The organism is Streptomyces sp. NBC_00203 (assembly GCF_045206325.1).
Taxonomy (GTDB): domain Bacteria; phylum Actinomycetota; class Actinomycetes; order Streptomycetales; family Streptomycetaceae; genus Streptomyces; species Streptomyces lutosisoli.
This window is the reverse complement of sequence record NZ_CP108126.1, coordinates 1093326-1108914: the sequence shown is the minus strand read 5'-3', so window position 1 is coordinate 1108914 and position 15589 is coordinate 1093326. Positions and strand designations below refer to the sequence as shown.

The following is a 15589-nucleotide window of genomic DNA, read 5'->3' as shown; positions in this document are numbered from 1 at the left end:
GTTCCGCTGACCCCACCACGGAAAGCACCCATGAGCACCATCAGCCCCACCCTCCACAGCCGCGCCACCGGAGCCCTCTACGGCCTCGCGCTCGGTGACGCCCTCGGCATGCCGACGCAAATGCTGTCCCGCCCCCGGATCACCGCCCGCTACGGGCCGGTCCTGACCGGCTTCCACGCTGCCGCGCCGGACCATCCGCTGGCCGCCGGGATGCCTGCCGGAGCCATCACCGACGACACCGAACAGGCCCTGCTGCTGGCCCAGTTGCTGCTCGACGGCGAGGGAACCGTCGACGCGGCGGAGCTGGCCCGGCGCCTGGTGGCCTGGGAGGACGACATGCGGGCGCGCGGTTCGCTCGACCTGCTCGGCCCGTCCACCAAGCGTGCGGTGGAGCTGGTCCTCGCGGGGACGCCGGTGGACGAGGTCGGCCGGTACGGCACCACCAACGGCGCGGCGATGCGCATCGCGCCCGTCGGCATCGCCGTACCCTCCCGGGACCCGGTCGCCCTGGTGGACCGAGTGGTCGAGGCCAGCAGGCTGACCCACAACACGGGCGTCGCGCTCGCGGGCGCCGCGGCCGTCGCCGCCGCGGTCAGCGCGGGACTTGACGGTGCGTCCGTGCCGGAGGCGGTGGAGGCAGCGGTCGGCGCGGCCCGCCTCGGGGCCGGGCGCGGGCACTGGGTGGCGGCAGCCGACGTGGCCGAGCGGATCGTCTGGGCCACCGGGCTCGTACGCGGACTGTCCGCGACCGACGTGTGCGAGCGGGTGTACGCGCTGGTGGGCACCAGCCTGGCGACCCAGGAGTCCGTACCGGCCGCCTTCGCCGTGCTGACGGCCTGTCAGGACGACCCCTGGCAGGCGGTGTTGCTCGCCGCTTCGGTCGGCGGGGACTGCGACACCATCGCCGCCGTCGCGGGCGCCGTCGGGGGCGCGTGTCACGGGGTCGAGGCCTTCCCCGCCGACGCGCGGGCCACCCTGGACCGCGTCAACAAGCTCGACCTCGACGCGACGGCCATGGCGCTGCTCGCGCTGCGCGGGCGGCAGTGATCGCATGAGACTTCTGCACCTGGGCAACGTGATGATGGACCTGGTCCTCGCCGTGCCCGCGCTGCCCGAGCGGGGCGGCGACGTGCTGGCCACGGACACCCGGAGCGCACCGGGCGGCGGCTTCAACGTCATGGCCGCCGCCGCCCGCCAGGGCCTGCCGGTGACATACGCGGGCGCCCACGGCAGCGGCCCCTTCGGTGACCGGGCGCGAGCCGCGCTGCGGGACGAGGGCATCGACGTACTGCTGGCCCCGCGCACCGAACGCGACACCGGCTTCGTGGTCTGCCTGGTGGACGCCGAGGGCGAGCGCACCTTCGTCACCAGCCCGGGAGCCGAGGCGACACTGACCCTCGATGACCTCATCGAACTCCGGCCCACAGCAAGGGACTTGGTCTACCTCTCCGGTTACAGCCTGCTGTACGAGGCCAACCGCGCCGCCCTCACCGCCTGGGTGCCCCGACTGGACCCGGCCGTCACGGTGATCGTCGACCCGGGGCCGCTGGTGCGCGACATTCCCTCTGACGCACTGGAGTTGCTGACGGCGCGCGCCGACTGGTGGAGTTGCAACGCCCGCGAGGCAGCGCTGCTCACCGGAATCGACGACCCGTCCGCCGCCGCCCACGCCGTGCGGTCCCGGCTGAAGCGCGGCTCGGCCCTGGTGCGTACCGGCTCCGACGGATGCTTCCTGCATCACGGCGGGACACTCGACGCGATCCCCGGTTTCGCCGTCCGCGCCGTCGACCTCAACGGCGCGGGCGACGCGCACACGGGCGTCTTCATGGCCGGCCTCGCGCGGGGACTTGCCCCGGCCGCCGCGGCGCGCCGCGCCAACGCGGCGGCCGCGCTGGCCGTCACGGAGTCCGGGCCCGCGACCGCGCCGGGAGCGGACGCGCTCGACGCGTTCCTCCGTCAGGCGCGTCCCGCACCCGGGTAGCGGGCCGGCCTCAGTCGCGCCCCGTGCCCCGGTAGAGGTCCAGCTCCCTGTCGAGCTCGACGGCGAGCACGGTGGCGTACTCGTCGAGGTCGGCCGCGGCGGGGGCATCGATCCAGGTCACGCCGGGGACCACGTCCAGGCCGCCCGTGACGTGGTGGCCCAGTTCGGTGCCCGTGCCGAGGACGGTCACCCGCCGGATCGCGTTGCGCAGTCCACGGATCGACACGGACTCGCGCGGCGCGTCGAAACACATGAGATACAGCGTGCGCCGGTCGGCGGAGAGGGTGCTGGGTCCGTAGTGGTGCCCGGCGGGCAGCCCGGCGACCGTCCCGTACACGGCCTCGGCATGCTTCGTGACCCAGGCGCCGAGACCCTCCAGGCGTTCGACCTGCTCCTCGGGGATCGTCCCGTCCTCCCGGGGGCCGACGCCGAGGAGCAGATTGCCGCCCATCCCGATCGTCTCCGTGAAGTAACGCACCAGCTGGCGCACCGACTTGAAGTCGCGGTCCTTCGGCCGGTAGCTCCACGAGTCGTTGACCGTCAGGCACAACTCCCAGGGGCCGTCGGGTGCCTGGAGCGGAACACCCTGCTCGGGAGTGGCGTAGTCGCCGTAACTGAGCATGCGGGCGTTGAGGACGGTGTCCGGGTTGCCGGCGAGGATCAGCTCGGCCAGCTCCCGCATCCGCCACTGCTCCTCGGTGCGCTCCCACTCGCCGTCGAACCAGAGCAGATCGGGCCGGAAGCGGTCCACGAGCTCGCCGACCTGCCCGTCGCGGTACGCCAGATAGCGCTCCCAGGCCGCCGGGTCCTCCTTGCCGGGCTCGGCGTGGGAGTACGGGCTCGGCGTCTCGCCCGGCTTGACGTGCCGGATGCTCGGGTAGTCGGGGTGGTTCCAGTCGGAGTGCGAGTAGTAGAGGCCGACCTTGAGGCCCCGCTCGCGGAGTGCGTCGGCGAATCCGCCGACCAGGTCGCGGCCGGCCGGTGTGTGCCGTACGACGTTCAGGTCGCCGTGAGCGGTGTCCCACAGGGCGACACCGTCGTGGTGCTTGGTGGTCAGCACCGCGTACTGGGCGCCGACGCGGGCGAAGAGCTCGGCCCCGGCCTGCGGGTCGTAGCGCGAAGCGGTGAAGCCTTCGAGCTCTTTCATGTATTCCTCGTGGCTGACCTCGCCCGTATAGAAGGACCAGGACTCGGCCCATCCGTCGACGGCGTAGATGCCGTAGTGGATGAAGATGCCCAGCTTGGCATCGGTGAACCAGGGTTGCATCGGCATGCGCCCAAGCTAGGTTCCAAGGCTCGGTCCGCGCGTGGGCGCCGGTCACCACTACTGGTCTGTTTTCACCCCGGTTTCCGAGCGCTGTGCGATCTCTTTACGCGGCTGTCATGTCCCTGTAGCTTCCGGCCGCAAGGGCTTTCAGGAAGTTACCGGTTCTTCTTGCAATCCAACTCCCCGCTCCCCGCCCCGCATTGGAGACGCCCATGACGCCCATGACGTCCATGAGACGGAGACCCCCACGCCTGCTGACGCGCCCGCTGGTGGCGTTCGTGGCGGCGACCGGGCTGTTCGGACTGATCCCACCGGACGCGGGCTCCACACCCATGGAGAAGACGGCCGACACATCCAACACGGCGACCGTCTTCTACTACACGAAGACCAAGAACTGGCCGGCCACCTACCTGCACTACGCGCCGGACGGCGGTTCCTGGACCACCGTGCCCGGCGTACAGATGGAGACGGCCTGCACGGACTGGGTGAAGAAGACCGTCGACCTGGGCTCGGCCACCGGACTCCAGGCCACCTTCAACAACGGCAGCGGCACCTGGGACAACAACGGCGGCAACAACTACGCGCTCGGCACCGGCACCATCACCGTCAAGGACGGCGTGATCGCCCACAGCGACCCGTGCGCCGACACCGGTACGGGCAGCGGCAACCAGGCCACCGTCTACTACTCGACCGCGACCTCCGGCTGGACCACCGCCAACATCCACTACGCGCCCACGGGCGGTTCCTGGACGACGGTCCCCGGCGTCGGCATGGAGACGGCCTGCACGGGCTGGTGGAAGAAGACCCTCGACATCGGCACGGCGACCTCGCTGAAGGCCGCCTTCAACAACGGCAACGGCGTCTGGGACAACAACAACAGCGCCGACTACACCATCCCCACCGGCACCACGACCGTGAAGGACAAGACGGTCACCGCCGACGCCAAGGACCCGTGCGCCGCCGAGACGCCCGACACCGAGGCCCCGACCGCGCCCACCAAGGTCACCGCGAGCGCCACCAACACCTCGATCGTGCTCTCCTGGGACGCCTCCACCGACAACACGGCAGTGACCAAGTACCAGGTCACCCGCACCGGCGGCACCAAGGGCACAGTCGTCACCGACATCGGCTCAACGGTCTACTCCGACACGGGACTTGAGGAGAAGACCACCTACACGTACATCGTGAAGGCCGTCGACGCGGCAGGAAACACCTCGCCCGTCTCGGCCGAGGCGACCGCGACGACCGGCGCGAAGGCACCCGAACCGGCCTCCGGCACACCGCTCGGCACGGACCCCCGCAAGGACCCGATCTACTTCGTCCTCACCGCCCGCTTCTACGACGGTGACAGCTCGAACAACCGCGGCGGCAGCCAGAACGTGAAGTCGGGCAACGCCGCGAACAACGACCCCATGTTCCGCGGCGACTTCAAGGGCCTGGTCGACAAGCTCGACTACGTCAAGGCGCTCGGCTTCTCGGCGATCTGGATCACCCCGGTCGTCCTCAACCGCTCGGACTACGACTACCACGGCTATCACGGCTACGACTTCTACAAGGTCGACCCGCGCCTGGAGTCGGCCGGCGCCTCCTACCAGGACCTGATCAACGCCGCCCACGCCAAGGGCATGAAGATCTACCAGGACGTCGTCTACAACCACAGCTCCCGCTGGGGCGCGAAGGGCTTGTTCACCCCGACCGTGTACGGGGTCCGCGACACCGAGTGGAGCTGGTACTACGACGAGAAGAACGAGGGCTTCGAGTACGACGGTCTGACCGTCGAGCCCAAGTCCGGAAAGTCGTACTACAACGGTGACCTGTGGTCGACGGCCGAACCCTCAGGCAACACCTGCCTCAACTGGGGCAAGCCCACCGGCTCCAAGAGCTCCGAGGGTTACACGCTCTACAACTGCCAGTGGCCGAGCCCCACTTCGGGCATGTTCCCGAAGGCGTACTACCACCAGTGCTGGATCGGCAACTGGGAGGGCGAGGACTCGCGTTCCTGCTGGCTGCACGAGGACCTGGCCGACTTCAACACCGAGAACACCACCGTCCAGAACTACCTGATCGGCGCGTACGACAAGTACATCGACATGGGCGTCGACGGCTTCCGCATCGACACCGCCGTGCACATTCCGCGCGTCACCTGGAACCGCCGTTTCCTGCCCGCCATCTACGACCGCGTCACCCAGAAGTTCGGCACCGACGCGGCGAAGAACTTCTTCGTCTTCGGCGAGGTCGGCGCGTTCGTCAACGACAAGTGGAACCGCGGGTCCGTCAACCACTCGGCGCAGTTCTACACCTGGAAGGAGCGAAAGGAATACAGCGCGGACGACGCCACGGCGGCCATCGAGCAGTACAACTACGAAGAGCAGTTGGGCACGGGTAATCAGCCGACGTCCACCAACGCCTTCCTGAGCGGCAACAGTTACCACACCCCGGACCGCAGCCAGTTCTCCGGCATGAACATCATCGACATGCGCATGCACATGAATTTCGGTGACGCGCAGAACGCCTACAACAACGGCAAGGACTCCGACGACTCCGTCAACGACGCGACGTACAACGTCGTCTATGTCGACAGCCACGACTACGGCCCGAACAAGTCGAGCACCCGCTACAGCGGCGGCACCGACGCGTGGGCCGAGAACATGGCGCTGATGTGGACCTTCCGGGGGATCCCCACGCTGTACTACGGCTCGGAGATCGAGTTCCAGAAGGGCAAGCAGATCGACTGCGGCCCGACCTGCCCGCTGGCGACCACCGGCCGCGCGTACTACGGCGACCACCTCGCGGGAAGCGTCACGGCCTCCGATTTCAGCAAGGCGGACTCCGCGAGCGGGGAGGTCGCCACGACGCTCGCCCAACCCCTGGTCAAGCACCTCCAGCGACTCAACCAGATCCGCCGGGCGATCCCGGCCCTCCAGATGGGCCAGTACTCCACCGACGGCGTCAGCGGCTCGATGGCCTTCAAACGCCGCTACACCAGCGGTTCGACGGACAGCTTCGCGCTCGTCACGGTCACCGGCGACGCGACGTACACCGGCATCCCGAACGGCACCTACACGGACGCCGTCACCGGTGACGTGAAGACCGTCTCGAACGGCACGCTGTCCGTGGCGGCACCCGGGAAGGGCAACCTCCGGGTGTACGTGCTGAACGGGCCCGGGAAGATCGGAAGTGACGGGCCGTACCTGAAGTAGCCGTGTGGGGCCCGGACTTCGGAAGTCCGGGCCCCACACCCGTGTCAGATGCGGTCCGCCGCGATCAGCAGATAGTGGAAGCTTCCCTCCTTGTACGCCGTCAGGAACGCCTCCTCGATCCCCGTCGCCACCTCGGACCTGGCCCGCAGCTCCCAGTAGGGGATGGTCGCCGCCGTGAGGTCGACGACATTGATCGGTACGAGGCCGTTCGCGGACAGCGCCTTGAAGTACTCACTGCGCGAGTGGATGTTGCAGGTGTAGTGCTCGTCGATCTTGCTCACGGCCTTGGAACGCAGTCCCTGGACGTCGTTCGAGCAGCCGGTGATGCACACATACCGGCCGCCGTACTCCAGCAGCCGCGCGAACTCCCCGTAGAGCTCGAAGAGATCGACGTACATCGTGGTCTCGTTGGTCCAGATGGCCCGGCGCGAGCCGGTGTCGAAGCCCGTGCCGAGCATGTTGCGGAAGTGGAAGCCCACCTTGTCGGTGATGCCCCGCCGCGAGGCCTGCTCGTTCGCGAAGGACACCTGCTGCTGCGAGATGCTGACGCCGTCCACGGAGCAGCCGAAGCGGGCGTTGGCCATGATGCTGGTACCGCCGCGGCCCGAGCCGGCGTCCAGCAGACGGTGCTCCGGACGGATCTCGCCGAGATGGTCGAGGAGGACGTCCGCCTGTGCGGTCTCCAGGCGGTGCATCTCCTCGATCATGCGCTGCTCGCGGGTCTCGGCCGAGCCTTCCAGGACGGACGGGTCGTAGTCGCCGAGGCCGTAGTGGTGGTGGTAGAGGTCGTCGATCTCGCCGAGCTTGAGGTTGACGTCGTTCTTCTCCGCGTTCCAGTAGTTGGCGACCGACTTCTGGTACGCGGTGCGCAGGACGCTGGTCACGGTGTTTTCCGTTTCGGTGACAGACATGCTGAAGCGATCTCCTTGCGACAAGGGGGATTTCGGGATGTCAGGCGGCGGTGGCGTAACGGGCGCTGCCCGCGTGCCATTCGCGGCTGCCGCCGAGCCAGGCCCAGGTGCCGGCCAGGAAGCGGCGGAGCTCGGGGGAGCCGGTGAGGGCGAGCGCGGCCGCCTCGGCCTCGAAGGTGTGCATGAGCTCGTTGTGGATCTCGACGGTGCGGTCGACCGCCTCCTCCAGGGAGCAGTCGTCCTCGGCGGCGATCAGCCGGGGCAGACTGAAGTCCGTCGGGTCCTCCACCCCCATGGAGTACAGGTCGTTGACGATCACGCTCGCCGAGCCCGCCATCGTGAACGCCCGCCGCACCCGCGGATCGGCGAACTCGCCCTGCGGCAGCTCGTATCCGGCGACCGCGTCGATGAGCACCATGCACGGCACGAAGCTGTTCTCGTGCCGGTGCATCAGGAACTCCCAGACCGGCGGGGTTTGTTCGGCCGTGTGCCAGACGCCCTCCTGGCCGTAGGCCACGAACATGATCGACAGTTCGTTGCGGAGCCGGCGGACCTGTGTGCTCGTCGCGTACCGCGCGAGGTTGTCGAGGCCGGAACGCAGGGCGACCATCACGGGGTCCTTGCGGACCACCGCCTCCAACTGCGGCGCGTACGCCGACGGGAGGTGAGCCTGGTCGATCACCGAGTGGGCGATGGCCAGCCGCCGGCCCAGCAGTTCGTGCTGGGCCTCCTCCACCAGGCCGTCCACATAGTGGTCGTCGACGGACCACTCGGCGAGCGCGCACTTCGCCGCCGCCAGCAGCCGGTCGGGGTCGTCGGACTCCGGATGGGCGAGCATGATGAGCCGCCCGAAGTCGGCCCTGCGCACCTTGTCGAGCTGGCCGGGATAGATGCCGACCTCCGCGGCCCACTCGACCAGCCGTTCGTTGACGGTCTCGCCGAGGGCGGGGTCGTCACGGAGGGCGGGTGGACAGTACAGCCGCGAAGCCGGCGCGACGGAGGGCGGCTCCCGCGGTGGTGGTGCTTCCGGAGTGAACGTCCGGGCGGCCGAAGTGCCCAGCCCGGTGGGACCGGTGGGCAGGTCCGGCTGCGACGGTCGTACGACGCCGGGCCGCGGCGGCAGCGTCGGGCGGGGGAGCCGTGCCGCGGAGGTGCCCAACCCCGTTGGTGTGGACGGTAGTTGTGGGGTGCCCGAGGGCTGCGGGGCGAGCGGCAGCCGCGGTTCGGCCGTGACCCGCTCCGACAGCAGTGCCGTCACGACCTCCGCCAGCTCATGGCTCGCGGGAGGGGCGAGGGTCCTGGAGATGAGGGACACGGGCGTCAGCTCCCGCTCGAACGGGAGACCTCGACGTTCTCCAGGATGCCGAGGGCGTCCGGCACCAGCACCGCGGCCGAGTAGTAGGTGCTGACCAGGTAGGAGATGACCGCCTGCTCGTTGATGCCCATGAACCGTACGTTCAGCGCCGGTGCGACCTCGTCCGGGATCCCCGTCTGGTACAGCCCGATGACACCCTGGTCGTCCTCGCCGGTGCGCAGGGCGAGGATCGACGACGTACGGGCCCGGCTGACCGGGATCTTGCCGCACGGAAGCAGCGGCACTCCGCGCCACGCGGGCAGATGATGGCCGTTGAGCTCGACACCGCCGAAGTAGAGGCCGCGCTTGTTGCACTCCCGGCCGAACGCGGCGATCGCCCTCGGGTGGGCGAACAGGAAGCGGGTGCCGCGCCGCATGCTGAGCAGCTCGTCCAGGTCGTCCGGTGTCGGCGGCCCGGAACGGGTGGAGATCCGCTGGTCGTAGTCGGCGTTGTGCAGCAGCCCGAAGTCCCTGTTGTTGACCAGCTCGTACTCCTGGCGCTCACGCAACGCCTCGACGGTCAGCCGCAGTTGCTGCTGGGTCTGGTCCATCGGCCGGCTGTAGAGATCGGCGACCCGGGTGTGCACCCGTAGCACGGTCTGCGCGACGCTCAACTCGTACTCGCGCGGCCGCAGTTCGTAGTCCACGAACGTGCCGGGCAGATCCGGCTCGCCCACATGCCCCGAGCTGAGCGCGATGTCGGCCTCGCCCGAGCGGTTGCGCGGCCGGTAACCGTCGGAGCCGGCCCGCTCGACATGCGCCCGCAGCCCGTCGTACCGCTCCGCCACCGCCTGGTACGCCGCGTGCGGCAACGCGAGCACCGTGGTGGCCGTCGCCGCACGGGCCGTGAAGTCCCAGGCCCCGTCCGGCCCGGCGAGCACATGCCCGCCGAAGGTGTCGCCGTCGGCCAGCAGACCGACGACCGCCTCGTCCCCGTAGGGCCCCGCTCCGACCTTCTCCACCTTGCCGTGCGCGACGAGGTACACATGGTCGGCCGTCGTGCCGGCCTCCACGATGAGCTGGCCGGGCTCGTACTCCCGCTGCTCGAACCGCTCCGCCAGCGCACCCAGTGTTCCGCCGTCCGAAAACCCGCGCAGCAGCGGGAGTTCGCCCAGCTCCGCCGGGATGACCCTGACCTGCGCTCCGGTTTTCACGAACGTCACCCGGCCGTCGCCGACCGTGTACGAGAGACGTCTGTTCACGCGGTACGTGCCGCCCGGCACGTCCACCCAGGGCAGCATGCGGGTCAGCCACCGCGAACTGATCCCCTGCATCTGGGGTTCGGACTTGGTCGTCGTCGTCAGGTTCCGTGCCGCGGCGGTACCGAGGCTCTGTTGCTCCCGTTCCTCGGCGCCCGCCGCGGGCGCCGTATCGGTCTCGACCGACATGGGTTCCTTCTCTCCAGTCGCACCGGTGACAGTACGCTTCCGGACTGTCACGTTCCGCGCCTACAGCTACCCATGATCGGCCGCGGCGAGTGATGGCCTCACGGGGCGTGCGAGGCACGTCGCGTGGAGAAGTGCCTCCGCACCACCCCCGGTTCCCCCGGATGCGCCCGCTTGGCGGTATCCGGGCGGTACGTGGCCACGTACTGGACCCACGTCGGCCCCACCATGGCCGAGCCGCTCCACCGGCGCGTCGGCTGCGACCGCCTCGGCCTGCCGTCGGACGGCATCCCGCTGCTGCCCTGAGGTGAACCTGCCCCGCCCGACGGGCGCGGCCCGCCACCTGGCGAATGACGCGGCTGTCACCAGCGTGACAATGACCCCATGAAATGGATCTCCGGCGTGGCCGGCGGGCTGCTCCTGGCGCTGGTTCTCGTCAGTGTTCTGCGCACCCTGGTGGTGCCCCGAGGGCTCTACTCCTCGCTGGTGACCCGGTGGTGGCGCTCGCTGCGCTTCCTGCTGCGTATGGCCGCGCCGGGCGGCAGCTACGACGCGCACGACCGCGCGCAGACCTGGCTGGCCCCGCTCATGCTGGTCGGCATGCTCACGAGCTGGCTGGGCGGAGCGCTGCTCGGCTTCGGGCTGCTGCTGCACTCCCTGTCCACGCTGTCCTGGACCAACTCCGTCCGGGAGGCGGGCTCCAGCCTGTTCACGCTCGGCTTCGCCAGCGGCCACCGGCTGCACCTGTCCGTCGTGGACTTCGTGGCGGCCGCCACCGGACCCGTGGTGATCGCCCTGCAGATCGCGTATCTGCCCACGCTGTACGGCGCCTACAACCGCCGCGAAGTGGAAGTGACCCTGCTCCAGTCGCGCGCGGGGGAACCCGCCTGGGGCCCGGAGATCCTCGCCCGGCAGTGGCTGGTCGACACCGAGACCGCGCTGCCCGAGCTGTACCGAGGCTGGGAACGGCTCGCCGCGGAGATCGGTGAGAGCCACTCGACGTACCCGATCCTGCTCTCGTTCCGATCGCCGCAGCCGTACCGTAGCTGGATCGTCGGCCTGGTCGCCGTCATGGACGCGGCCGCCATGCAGCTGGCGCTCGCACCGCGCGGCGCCCCGCCCGAGGCGCGCCTGATGCTGCGCGCCGGCTTCACCGCGCTGCGCGACATCGCCCGCGTGCTGCGCTTTCCCTTCGAAACGGACCCCAGCCCCGACGCGCCGATCCAGCTGTCCTTCCTGGAGTTCGACGCGGCCGTCGCGATGGTGGAGACGGCGGGCTTCCCCACCGAGCGGACCGCCGAGCAGGCATGGCCGCACTTCCACGGCTGGCGGGTCAACTACGAGACGATCGCCTACGAGTTGTGCCGTCGCGTCGACGCGGTCCCCGCCCTGTGGACCGGTCCGCGGGACTTCGCCACCAGCCCGATCCCTCCCCGGCGGCCGATGGACCGGCGCCCGGGCGCCGAAGGCCGTCCGGAACTGCCCCCCTCCGCCGGGTAGTCCGGCGCGTCCTGGCGGGAAGATCCCTCGGAGGGTCCGATACGGAGGGGTGGGGTTCCCTTGAAAGTCGTCCTGCTGGGCACGGCCGCCGGTGGCGGCTTCCCTCAGTGGAACTGCGCCTGCGCGCTGTGCGCGGCCGCCCGCGACGGGAAACTGCCCGCGCGGACACAGGAGTGCGTCGCCGTCAGCGGCGACTCCCGTGACTGGTGGCTGCTCAACGCCTCACCCGACATCCGTACGCAGCTGATCACCACACCCGCGCTCGCACCCGGGCCGGGCCCCAGGGACACGCCGGTACGCGGCGTGCTCCTGACGGACGCCGAGGCCGACCACGTCATGGGGCTGACCGTCCTGCGCGGCGGCGCGGGCCTCAAGCTCTACGCCGCGCCTCCCGTCCTCGCCACGCTGGCCCCGCTGCGCGCGATGCTCGACCGCTATGCCCCGTGGGAGTGGGCGGACAGCCTGACCGAGGGCGGGTTCGTGCTGGCCGGCGGTCTGGTGGTGAGCGCTCACCCGGTCGGTTCCAAGGCCCCGAAGTACGTCGCCGGACCCGTCGCGGACGCCGGCTGGGTGACGGCGTACCGGATCGAGGACCTGGCCAGCGGGGGAGTGCTCGTCTACGCGCCCTGCCTGGGCGGTTGGACACCCGCGCTGGACGAACTGCTGGCCACGGCGACCTGCGCGCTGCTCGACGGCACCTTCTACGCGGCCGACGAGATGGGCACGGCGGTGCGGGCGCCCGCCGGGCAGGCCGCCATGGGACATCTGCCCGTCTCGGGAGCGCGCGGCAGCCTGGCCGCCCTGGCCCGCCATCCAGGGCCGCGCCGCATCTACACCCACCTCAACAACACGAACCCGCTGCTCGACCCGGCCTCGGACGCCTCTGCGCGGGTGACCGGGACCGGGGTCGAAGTCCTGCCGGACGGTGCGGAGTTCGTGGTCTAGCGGGGGTGCCGAGTGATGTCGGGGAAGTGTGTCGGGGAAGTGCATTCACGCCCCCACGCCGCCTAGCCGTTCAGTACGCGCTCCAGGGCGGCGCGTTGCAGGGGGAGCACCTCGGCATGCAGGTCGCGCCCCTTCTCGGTCAGCGCGACCCAGACTCCGCGTCGGTCCTCCTGGCAGACGGTGCGCTCCACCAGGCCGTCCTTCTCGAGCCGGCCGATGAGGCGGGACAGGGCGCTCTGGCTCAGGTGGACCCGGCCCGCGATGTTCTGCACCCGGCACTGCTCGCCGGGCTCCGTGGCCGCGCCCGACGCCAGGATGTCCAGGACCTCGAAGTCACTGGCTCCGAGGCCGTGGGGATGCAGCGCGCGGTCGATCTCGCACATCGTGCGCGCGTGCACCGAGAGGATCTCCCGCCACTGGTCTTCGAGGGGGGAGCCGGGCGTCTTCGCTGCCATAACTGAACGGTAACAGAGATCCGGCCAGTTGTTGCGTGTGCAACTAGTGCGGCTGCATCCAGTCGCCCCCTGCCACGGCGCGGCCCTGCCGCCCGCCCCCTCCGCGCGGCCGCTCTACTCGCCGGAAGGATCCTGGGTGAGCCCGATCAGGTTCCCGTCCGCGTCCTTGACGAAGGCGATCAGCTTGCCGCCGCCCACGTCCTGGACGTCCTGCAGCGACTCGGCCCCGGCGTCGAGCAGGGCCGCGAGGGTCGCCCTGATGTCGGCGACGTGCCAGTAGGGGACGGGCCCGGTCATGCCCTTGGCGTGACCGTTGGGGTCGAGGCCGACATCCTGGCCCGCGTCCTTGAAGCCGACGTAGTACGGCTCGTCCGCGTAGGGCTCAACCCCCAGCAGCGCGCTGAACAGCGCCTTTCCCTGTGCGAGGTCCTTGACGGGGTAGATGATGGTCTTCAGGCCGGCGGTCATGGCGACTCCTCCGTGGTGCTGGTCGGTGCGTGCGAATTTCTTCTTGCGCCGACGCGTGTCTCGTCGGTGCTTTCACGCTAGGACCCGGGAGCCCCGGATGGCTTCTCGAATCCTGACCGGTCAGCCGCTCACCGGGTCCACCGCGTTGCGCCAGATCTTGATGTCCACCGTGATGTAGTCCGTCGTGTCCGGCGAGGGCGCCGTGCCGCGGAAGGTGATGAGGCCGACGTGGCCGGTTCCGCTGACCACGCACAGCCGGTCGCCGACAGCGAGGTCCCTCACCCACAGGTACTTCTCGCTGCCGGTCTGTGCGAGACAGGAATCCAAAGTCCCGGCGGCGCGCGGCGCCAAGCGGGTCAGCTGGCTCTGGCTGGTGGAGCCGGGGGCCACCACGGCGCCGGAGGAGTACACGGCGTACGTGAAGTCCTCGTCGCTGGTGCCCGTGTCGGCCTTGGGCCCTGGGGGCCTGTCGCCCAGATACAGGTCGTGGCTGGCGGTCATACGAATGCCGGTATAGGTCTCCGTCGCCGGCTGGGCCGCCGCGGTCGCGGTCGGCTTGCGGGCGGCGGCCGACGTCTGGGACGTGGCCGGTTCGTCGGAGGCGGGCGGGGCGGTGCGGGTCGCGGACGCGGACGGGTCCGCCTTCTTCGGCTTGGCCTTCTTCGACGGCGATGCGGAGGGATCACCCGAGCCGGTCGGCTGCTGTTCGGTGGCCGAGCTGGAGGCCTGTCCGGCCTGGCCGCTCGCGCCGTCCGCCGGCTCCTCGGGGCTCAGGATGCCGGACAGGAACAGGGCGCCGGTCACCGCGGCCACGGTCAGGACGACCGCCCCGCCCGTGACCAGCCCCCGCCGCTTGGTACGGCGCCGCGGCGCGGGCCCCACGAGGACGGGACCGGTGGGCGCGGAGTACGGCACGCCCGCGCCGGGCGTCACAGGACCGGGAGCCGCCATTCCGGCGTACGCGCCGCCGGGGCCGCCGCCGACGCCGGGCGCCGAGGGAAAGGGAGTGACCGGGGGACCGAACTCACCGCTGGTGATGCCCGGTGCGGGGGACGCGGCTCGCTGTCCCAAGGCGCCCTGCCGGGGGATGCGCAGGGCCATCGTGTCCGCCGGGGACGAATGCGGCTGCGGCCGCGCTTGCGGCTGGCCCTGGGTCTGTGGCTCCGGCTCGCGCACCGCGTGCTGTGCGAGCTGCCCCGCCACCGACGCGGGCAGCCAGCTCTCCGCGCGGCGCAGGCCCCGCTCCGCGTCGGCGGCCGCGCACAGGCGTATGACGTCGGCCGGGGACGGCCGCAGCGCCGGGTCCTTGTGCAGGCATCCGGCCACCAACTCCACCAGGTAGTCGGGGAGTTCGCCGAGCCGAGGCTCCTCGTGCACGATGCGGTACAGCACCCCGTGCGAGGGCCCGTCACCGAAGGCGCCCGCGCCCGTCGCGGCGAAGGCGGCGATCTGGCCGAGCGCGAACACGTCGGTCGCGCCGGTGATCTCCCCGCCGAGTGCCTGCTCGGGCGCCATGAAGGCGGGCGTCCCGATGGCGGAACCGCTGCGGGTCAGGGCGGTGGCGTCCGCCGCGCGCGCCACCCCGAAATCGATGACGCGGGGCCCGTCGAAAGCGAGCAGTACATTCGACGGCTTGAGGTCGCGGTGCACGACCCCGGCGCGGTGGATGTCCTGGAGCGCCTCGGCCACCCCCGCCGTGAGCAGCAGCACCGTGTCCCTGGGCAGCGGCCCGTGCTCCTTGACGGCATCCGCGAGGGAGGGGCCCGGGATATACGCGGTGGCGAGCCAGGGCATGGGCCCTTCGGTGTCGCTGTCGAGGACGGGCACCGTGCACACGCCCTGCACCCGGCGGGCGTTGGCGACCTCCTGCCGGAACCGGTCGCGGAAGTCGGGGTCGTCGGCGAGCTCGGGGCGGATCACCTTCACGGCGACGGCCCTGCCGCCGGGTGTGTGGGAGAGGTAGACGCACCCCATGCCCCCGGCGCCGAGTCGTGCCAGCAGGCGGTATTCCCCTGCGGTGCGCGGATCGTCGTCCTCAAGCGGCTGGAACATCCCCGCACCCGTCTGCACGTTCCCGACTCCCGTAGCGCTCTGCTGTCACTCACACATCAGCTGTCACTCAC

General features: G+C 70.4%; 12 protein-coding genes. 5 read left to right on the top strand and 7 right to left on the bottom strand.

Annotated features, from left to right (window positions below):
• Positions 1-30 precede the first annotated feature (30 nt).
• Both OG975_RS05315 and OG975_RS05310 read left to right on the top strand, forming a co-directional pair.
• Complete coding sequence (locus OG975_RS05315; RefSeq protein ID WP_406327793.1) at positions 31-1047, top strand: ADP-ribosylglycohydrolase family protein; 1017 nt, start codon at positions 31-33, stop codon at positions 1045-1047.
• 4 nt (positions 1048-1051) lie between these two features.
• Positions 1052-1981 (top strand): PfkB family carbohydrate kinase, encoded by a 930-nt coding sequence (locus OG975_RS05310; protein ID WP_406327792.1) that lies wholly within the window; start codon positions 1052-1054, stop codon positions 1979-1981.
• A 10-nt stretch (positions 1982-1991) separates the two neighbouring features.
• On the opposite strand, the gene OG975_RS05305 is transcribed toward OG975_RS05310, so the two are convergent.
• Positions 1992-3254 (bottom strand): alpha-L-fucosidase, encoded by a 1263-nt coding sequence (locus OG975_RS05305; protein WP_406327791.1) that lies wholly within the window; start codon positions 3252-3254, stop codon positions 1992-1994.
• A gap of 224 nt (positions 3255-3478) precedes the next feature.
• On the opposite strand from OG975_RS05305, the gene OG975_RS05300 reads away from it, so the two are divergent.
• Complete coding sequence (locus OG975_RS05300; RefSeq protein WP_406327789.1) at positions 3479-6448, top strand: carbohydrate binding domain-containing protein; 2970 nt, start codon at positions 3479-3481, stop codon at positions 6446-6448.
• Positions 6449-6492: 44 nt separating this feature from the next.
• Here OG975_RS05300 and OG975_RS05295 read toward each other — a convergent pair whose 3' ends face one another.
• The 3 genes from OG975_RS05295 to OG975_RS05285 are packed head-to-tail and all read right to left on the bottom strand — an operon-like array spanning position 6493 to position 10101.
• Positions 6493-7359: a geranyl diphosphate 2-C-methyltransferase gene (locus tag OG975_RS05295; RefSeq protein ID WP_406327788.1), complete on the bottom strand. Its 867-nt coding sequence runs from the start codon at positions 7357-7359 to the stop codon at positions 6493-6495.
• A 40-nt stretch (positions 7360-7399) separates the two neighbouring features.
• On the bottom strand, positions 7400-8674 hold the full coding sequence (locus OG975_RS05290; RefSeq protein WP_406327787.1) for a family 2 encapsulin nanocompartment cargo protein terpene cyclase: 1275 nt from the start codon (positions 8672-8674) through the stop codon (positions 7400-7402).
• Positions 8675-8679: 5 nt separating this feature from the next.
• The gene (locus tag OG975_RS05285; protein WP_406327785.1) at positions 8680-10101 is read right to left on the bottom strand and encodes a family 2B encapsulin nanocompartment shell protein; all 1422 of its coding nucleotides are present in this window, start codon (positions 10099-10101) and stop codon (positions 8680-8682) included.
• Positions 10102-10482: 381 nt separating this feature from the next.
• On the opposite strand from OG975_RS05285, the gene OG975_RS05280 reads away from it, so the two are divergent.
• Positions 10483-11598 (top strand): hypothetical protein, encoded by a 1116-nt coding sequence (locus OG975_RS05280; protein ID WP_406327783.1) that lies wholly within the window; start codon positions 10483-10485, stop codon positions 11596-11598.
• Between the two features lie 60 nt (positions 11599-11658).
• Complete coding sequence (gene pqqB, locus OG975_RS05275; protein WP_406327782.1) at positions 11659-12543, top strand: pyrroloquinoline quinone biosynthesis protein PqqB; 885 nt, start codon at positions 11659-11661, stop codon at positions 12541-12543.
• Between the two features lie 62 nt (positions 12544-12605).
• Here the strand turns inward: pqqB and OG975_RS05270 are convergent, their stop codons facing one another.
• The 3 genes from OG975_RS05270 to OG975_RS05260 form a co-directional block, all read right to left on the bottom strand.
• Positions 12606-12998 carry a MarR family winged helix-turn-helix transcriptional regulator gene (locus tag OG975_RS05270; RefSeq protein ID WP_406327781.1) on the bottom strand — a complete coding sequence of 131 codons (393 nt, stop codon included), beginning with the start codon at positions 12996-12998 and terminating at the stop codon, positions 12606-12608.
• Positions 12999-13112: 114 nt separating this feature from the next.
• Positions 13113-13466, bottom strand: coding sequence for a VOC family protein (locus OG975_RS05265; protein ID WP_327426632.1), 354 nt, complete (start codon positions 13464-13466; stop codon positions 13113-13115).
• A 120-nt stretch (positions 13467-13586) separates the two neighbouring features.
• Positions 13587-15518, bottom strand: coding sequence for a protein kinase domain-containing protein (locus OG975_RS05260; protein ID WP_406327779.1), 1932 nt, complete (start codon positions 15516-15518; stop codon positions 13587-13589).
• Positions 15519-15589: the final 71 nt, after the last annotated feature.

Excerpts from the sequence above, each read along its gene's own strand:
- OG975_RS05315 (WP_406327793.1), top strand. The coding sequence starts at position 31 with ATGAGCACCATCAGCCCCACCCTCCACAGCCGCGCCACCGGAGCCCTC.
- OG975_RS05310 (WP_406327792.1), top strand. The coding sequence starts at position 1,052 with ATGAGACTTCTGCACCTGGGCAACGTGATGATGGACCTGGTCCTCGCC.
- OG975_RS05305 (WP_406327791.1), bottom strand. The coding sequence starts at position 3,254 with ATGCCGATGCAACCCTGGTTCACCGATGCCAAGCTGGGCATCTTCATC.
- OG975_RS05300 (WP_406327789.1), top strand. The coding sequence starts at position 3,479 with ATGAGACGGAGACCCCCACGCCTGCTGACGCGCCCGCTGGTGGCGTTC.
- OG975_RS05295 (WP_406327788.1), bottom strand. The coding sequence starts at position 7,359 with ATGTCTGTCACCGAAACGGAAAACACCGTGACCAGCGTCCTGCGCACC.
- OG975_RS05285 (WP_406327785.1), bottom strand. The coding sequence starts at position 10,101 with ATGTCGGTCGAGACCGATACGGCGCCCGCGGCGGGCGCCGAGGAACGG.
- OG975_RS05280 (WP_406327783.1), top strand. The coding sequence starts at position 10,483 with ATGAAATGGATCTCCGGCGTGGCCGGCGGGCTGCTCCTGGCGCTGGTT.
- OG975_RS05270 (WP_406327781.1), bottom strand. The coding sequence starts at position 12,998 with ATGGCAGCGAAGACGCCCGGCTCCCCCCTCGAAGACCAGTGGCGGGAG.
- OG975_RS05265 (WP_327426632.1), bottom strand. The coding sequence starts at position 13,466 with ATGACCGCCGGCCTGAAGACCATCATCTACCCCGTCAAGGACCTCGCA.
- OG975_RS05260 (WP_406327779.1), bottom strand. The coding sequence starts at position 15,518 with ATGTTCCAGCCGCTTGAGGACGACGATCCGCGCACCGCAGGGGAATAC.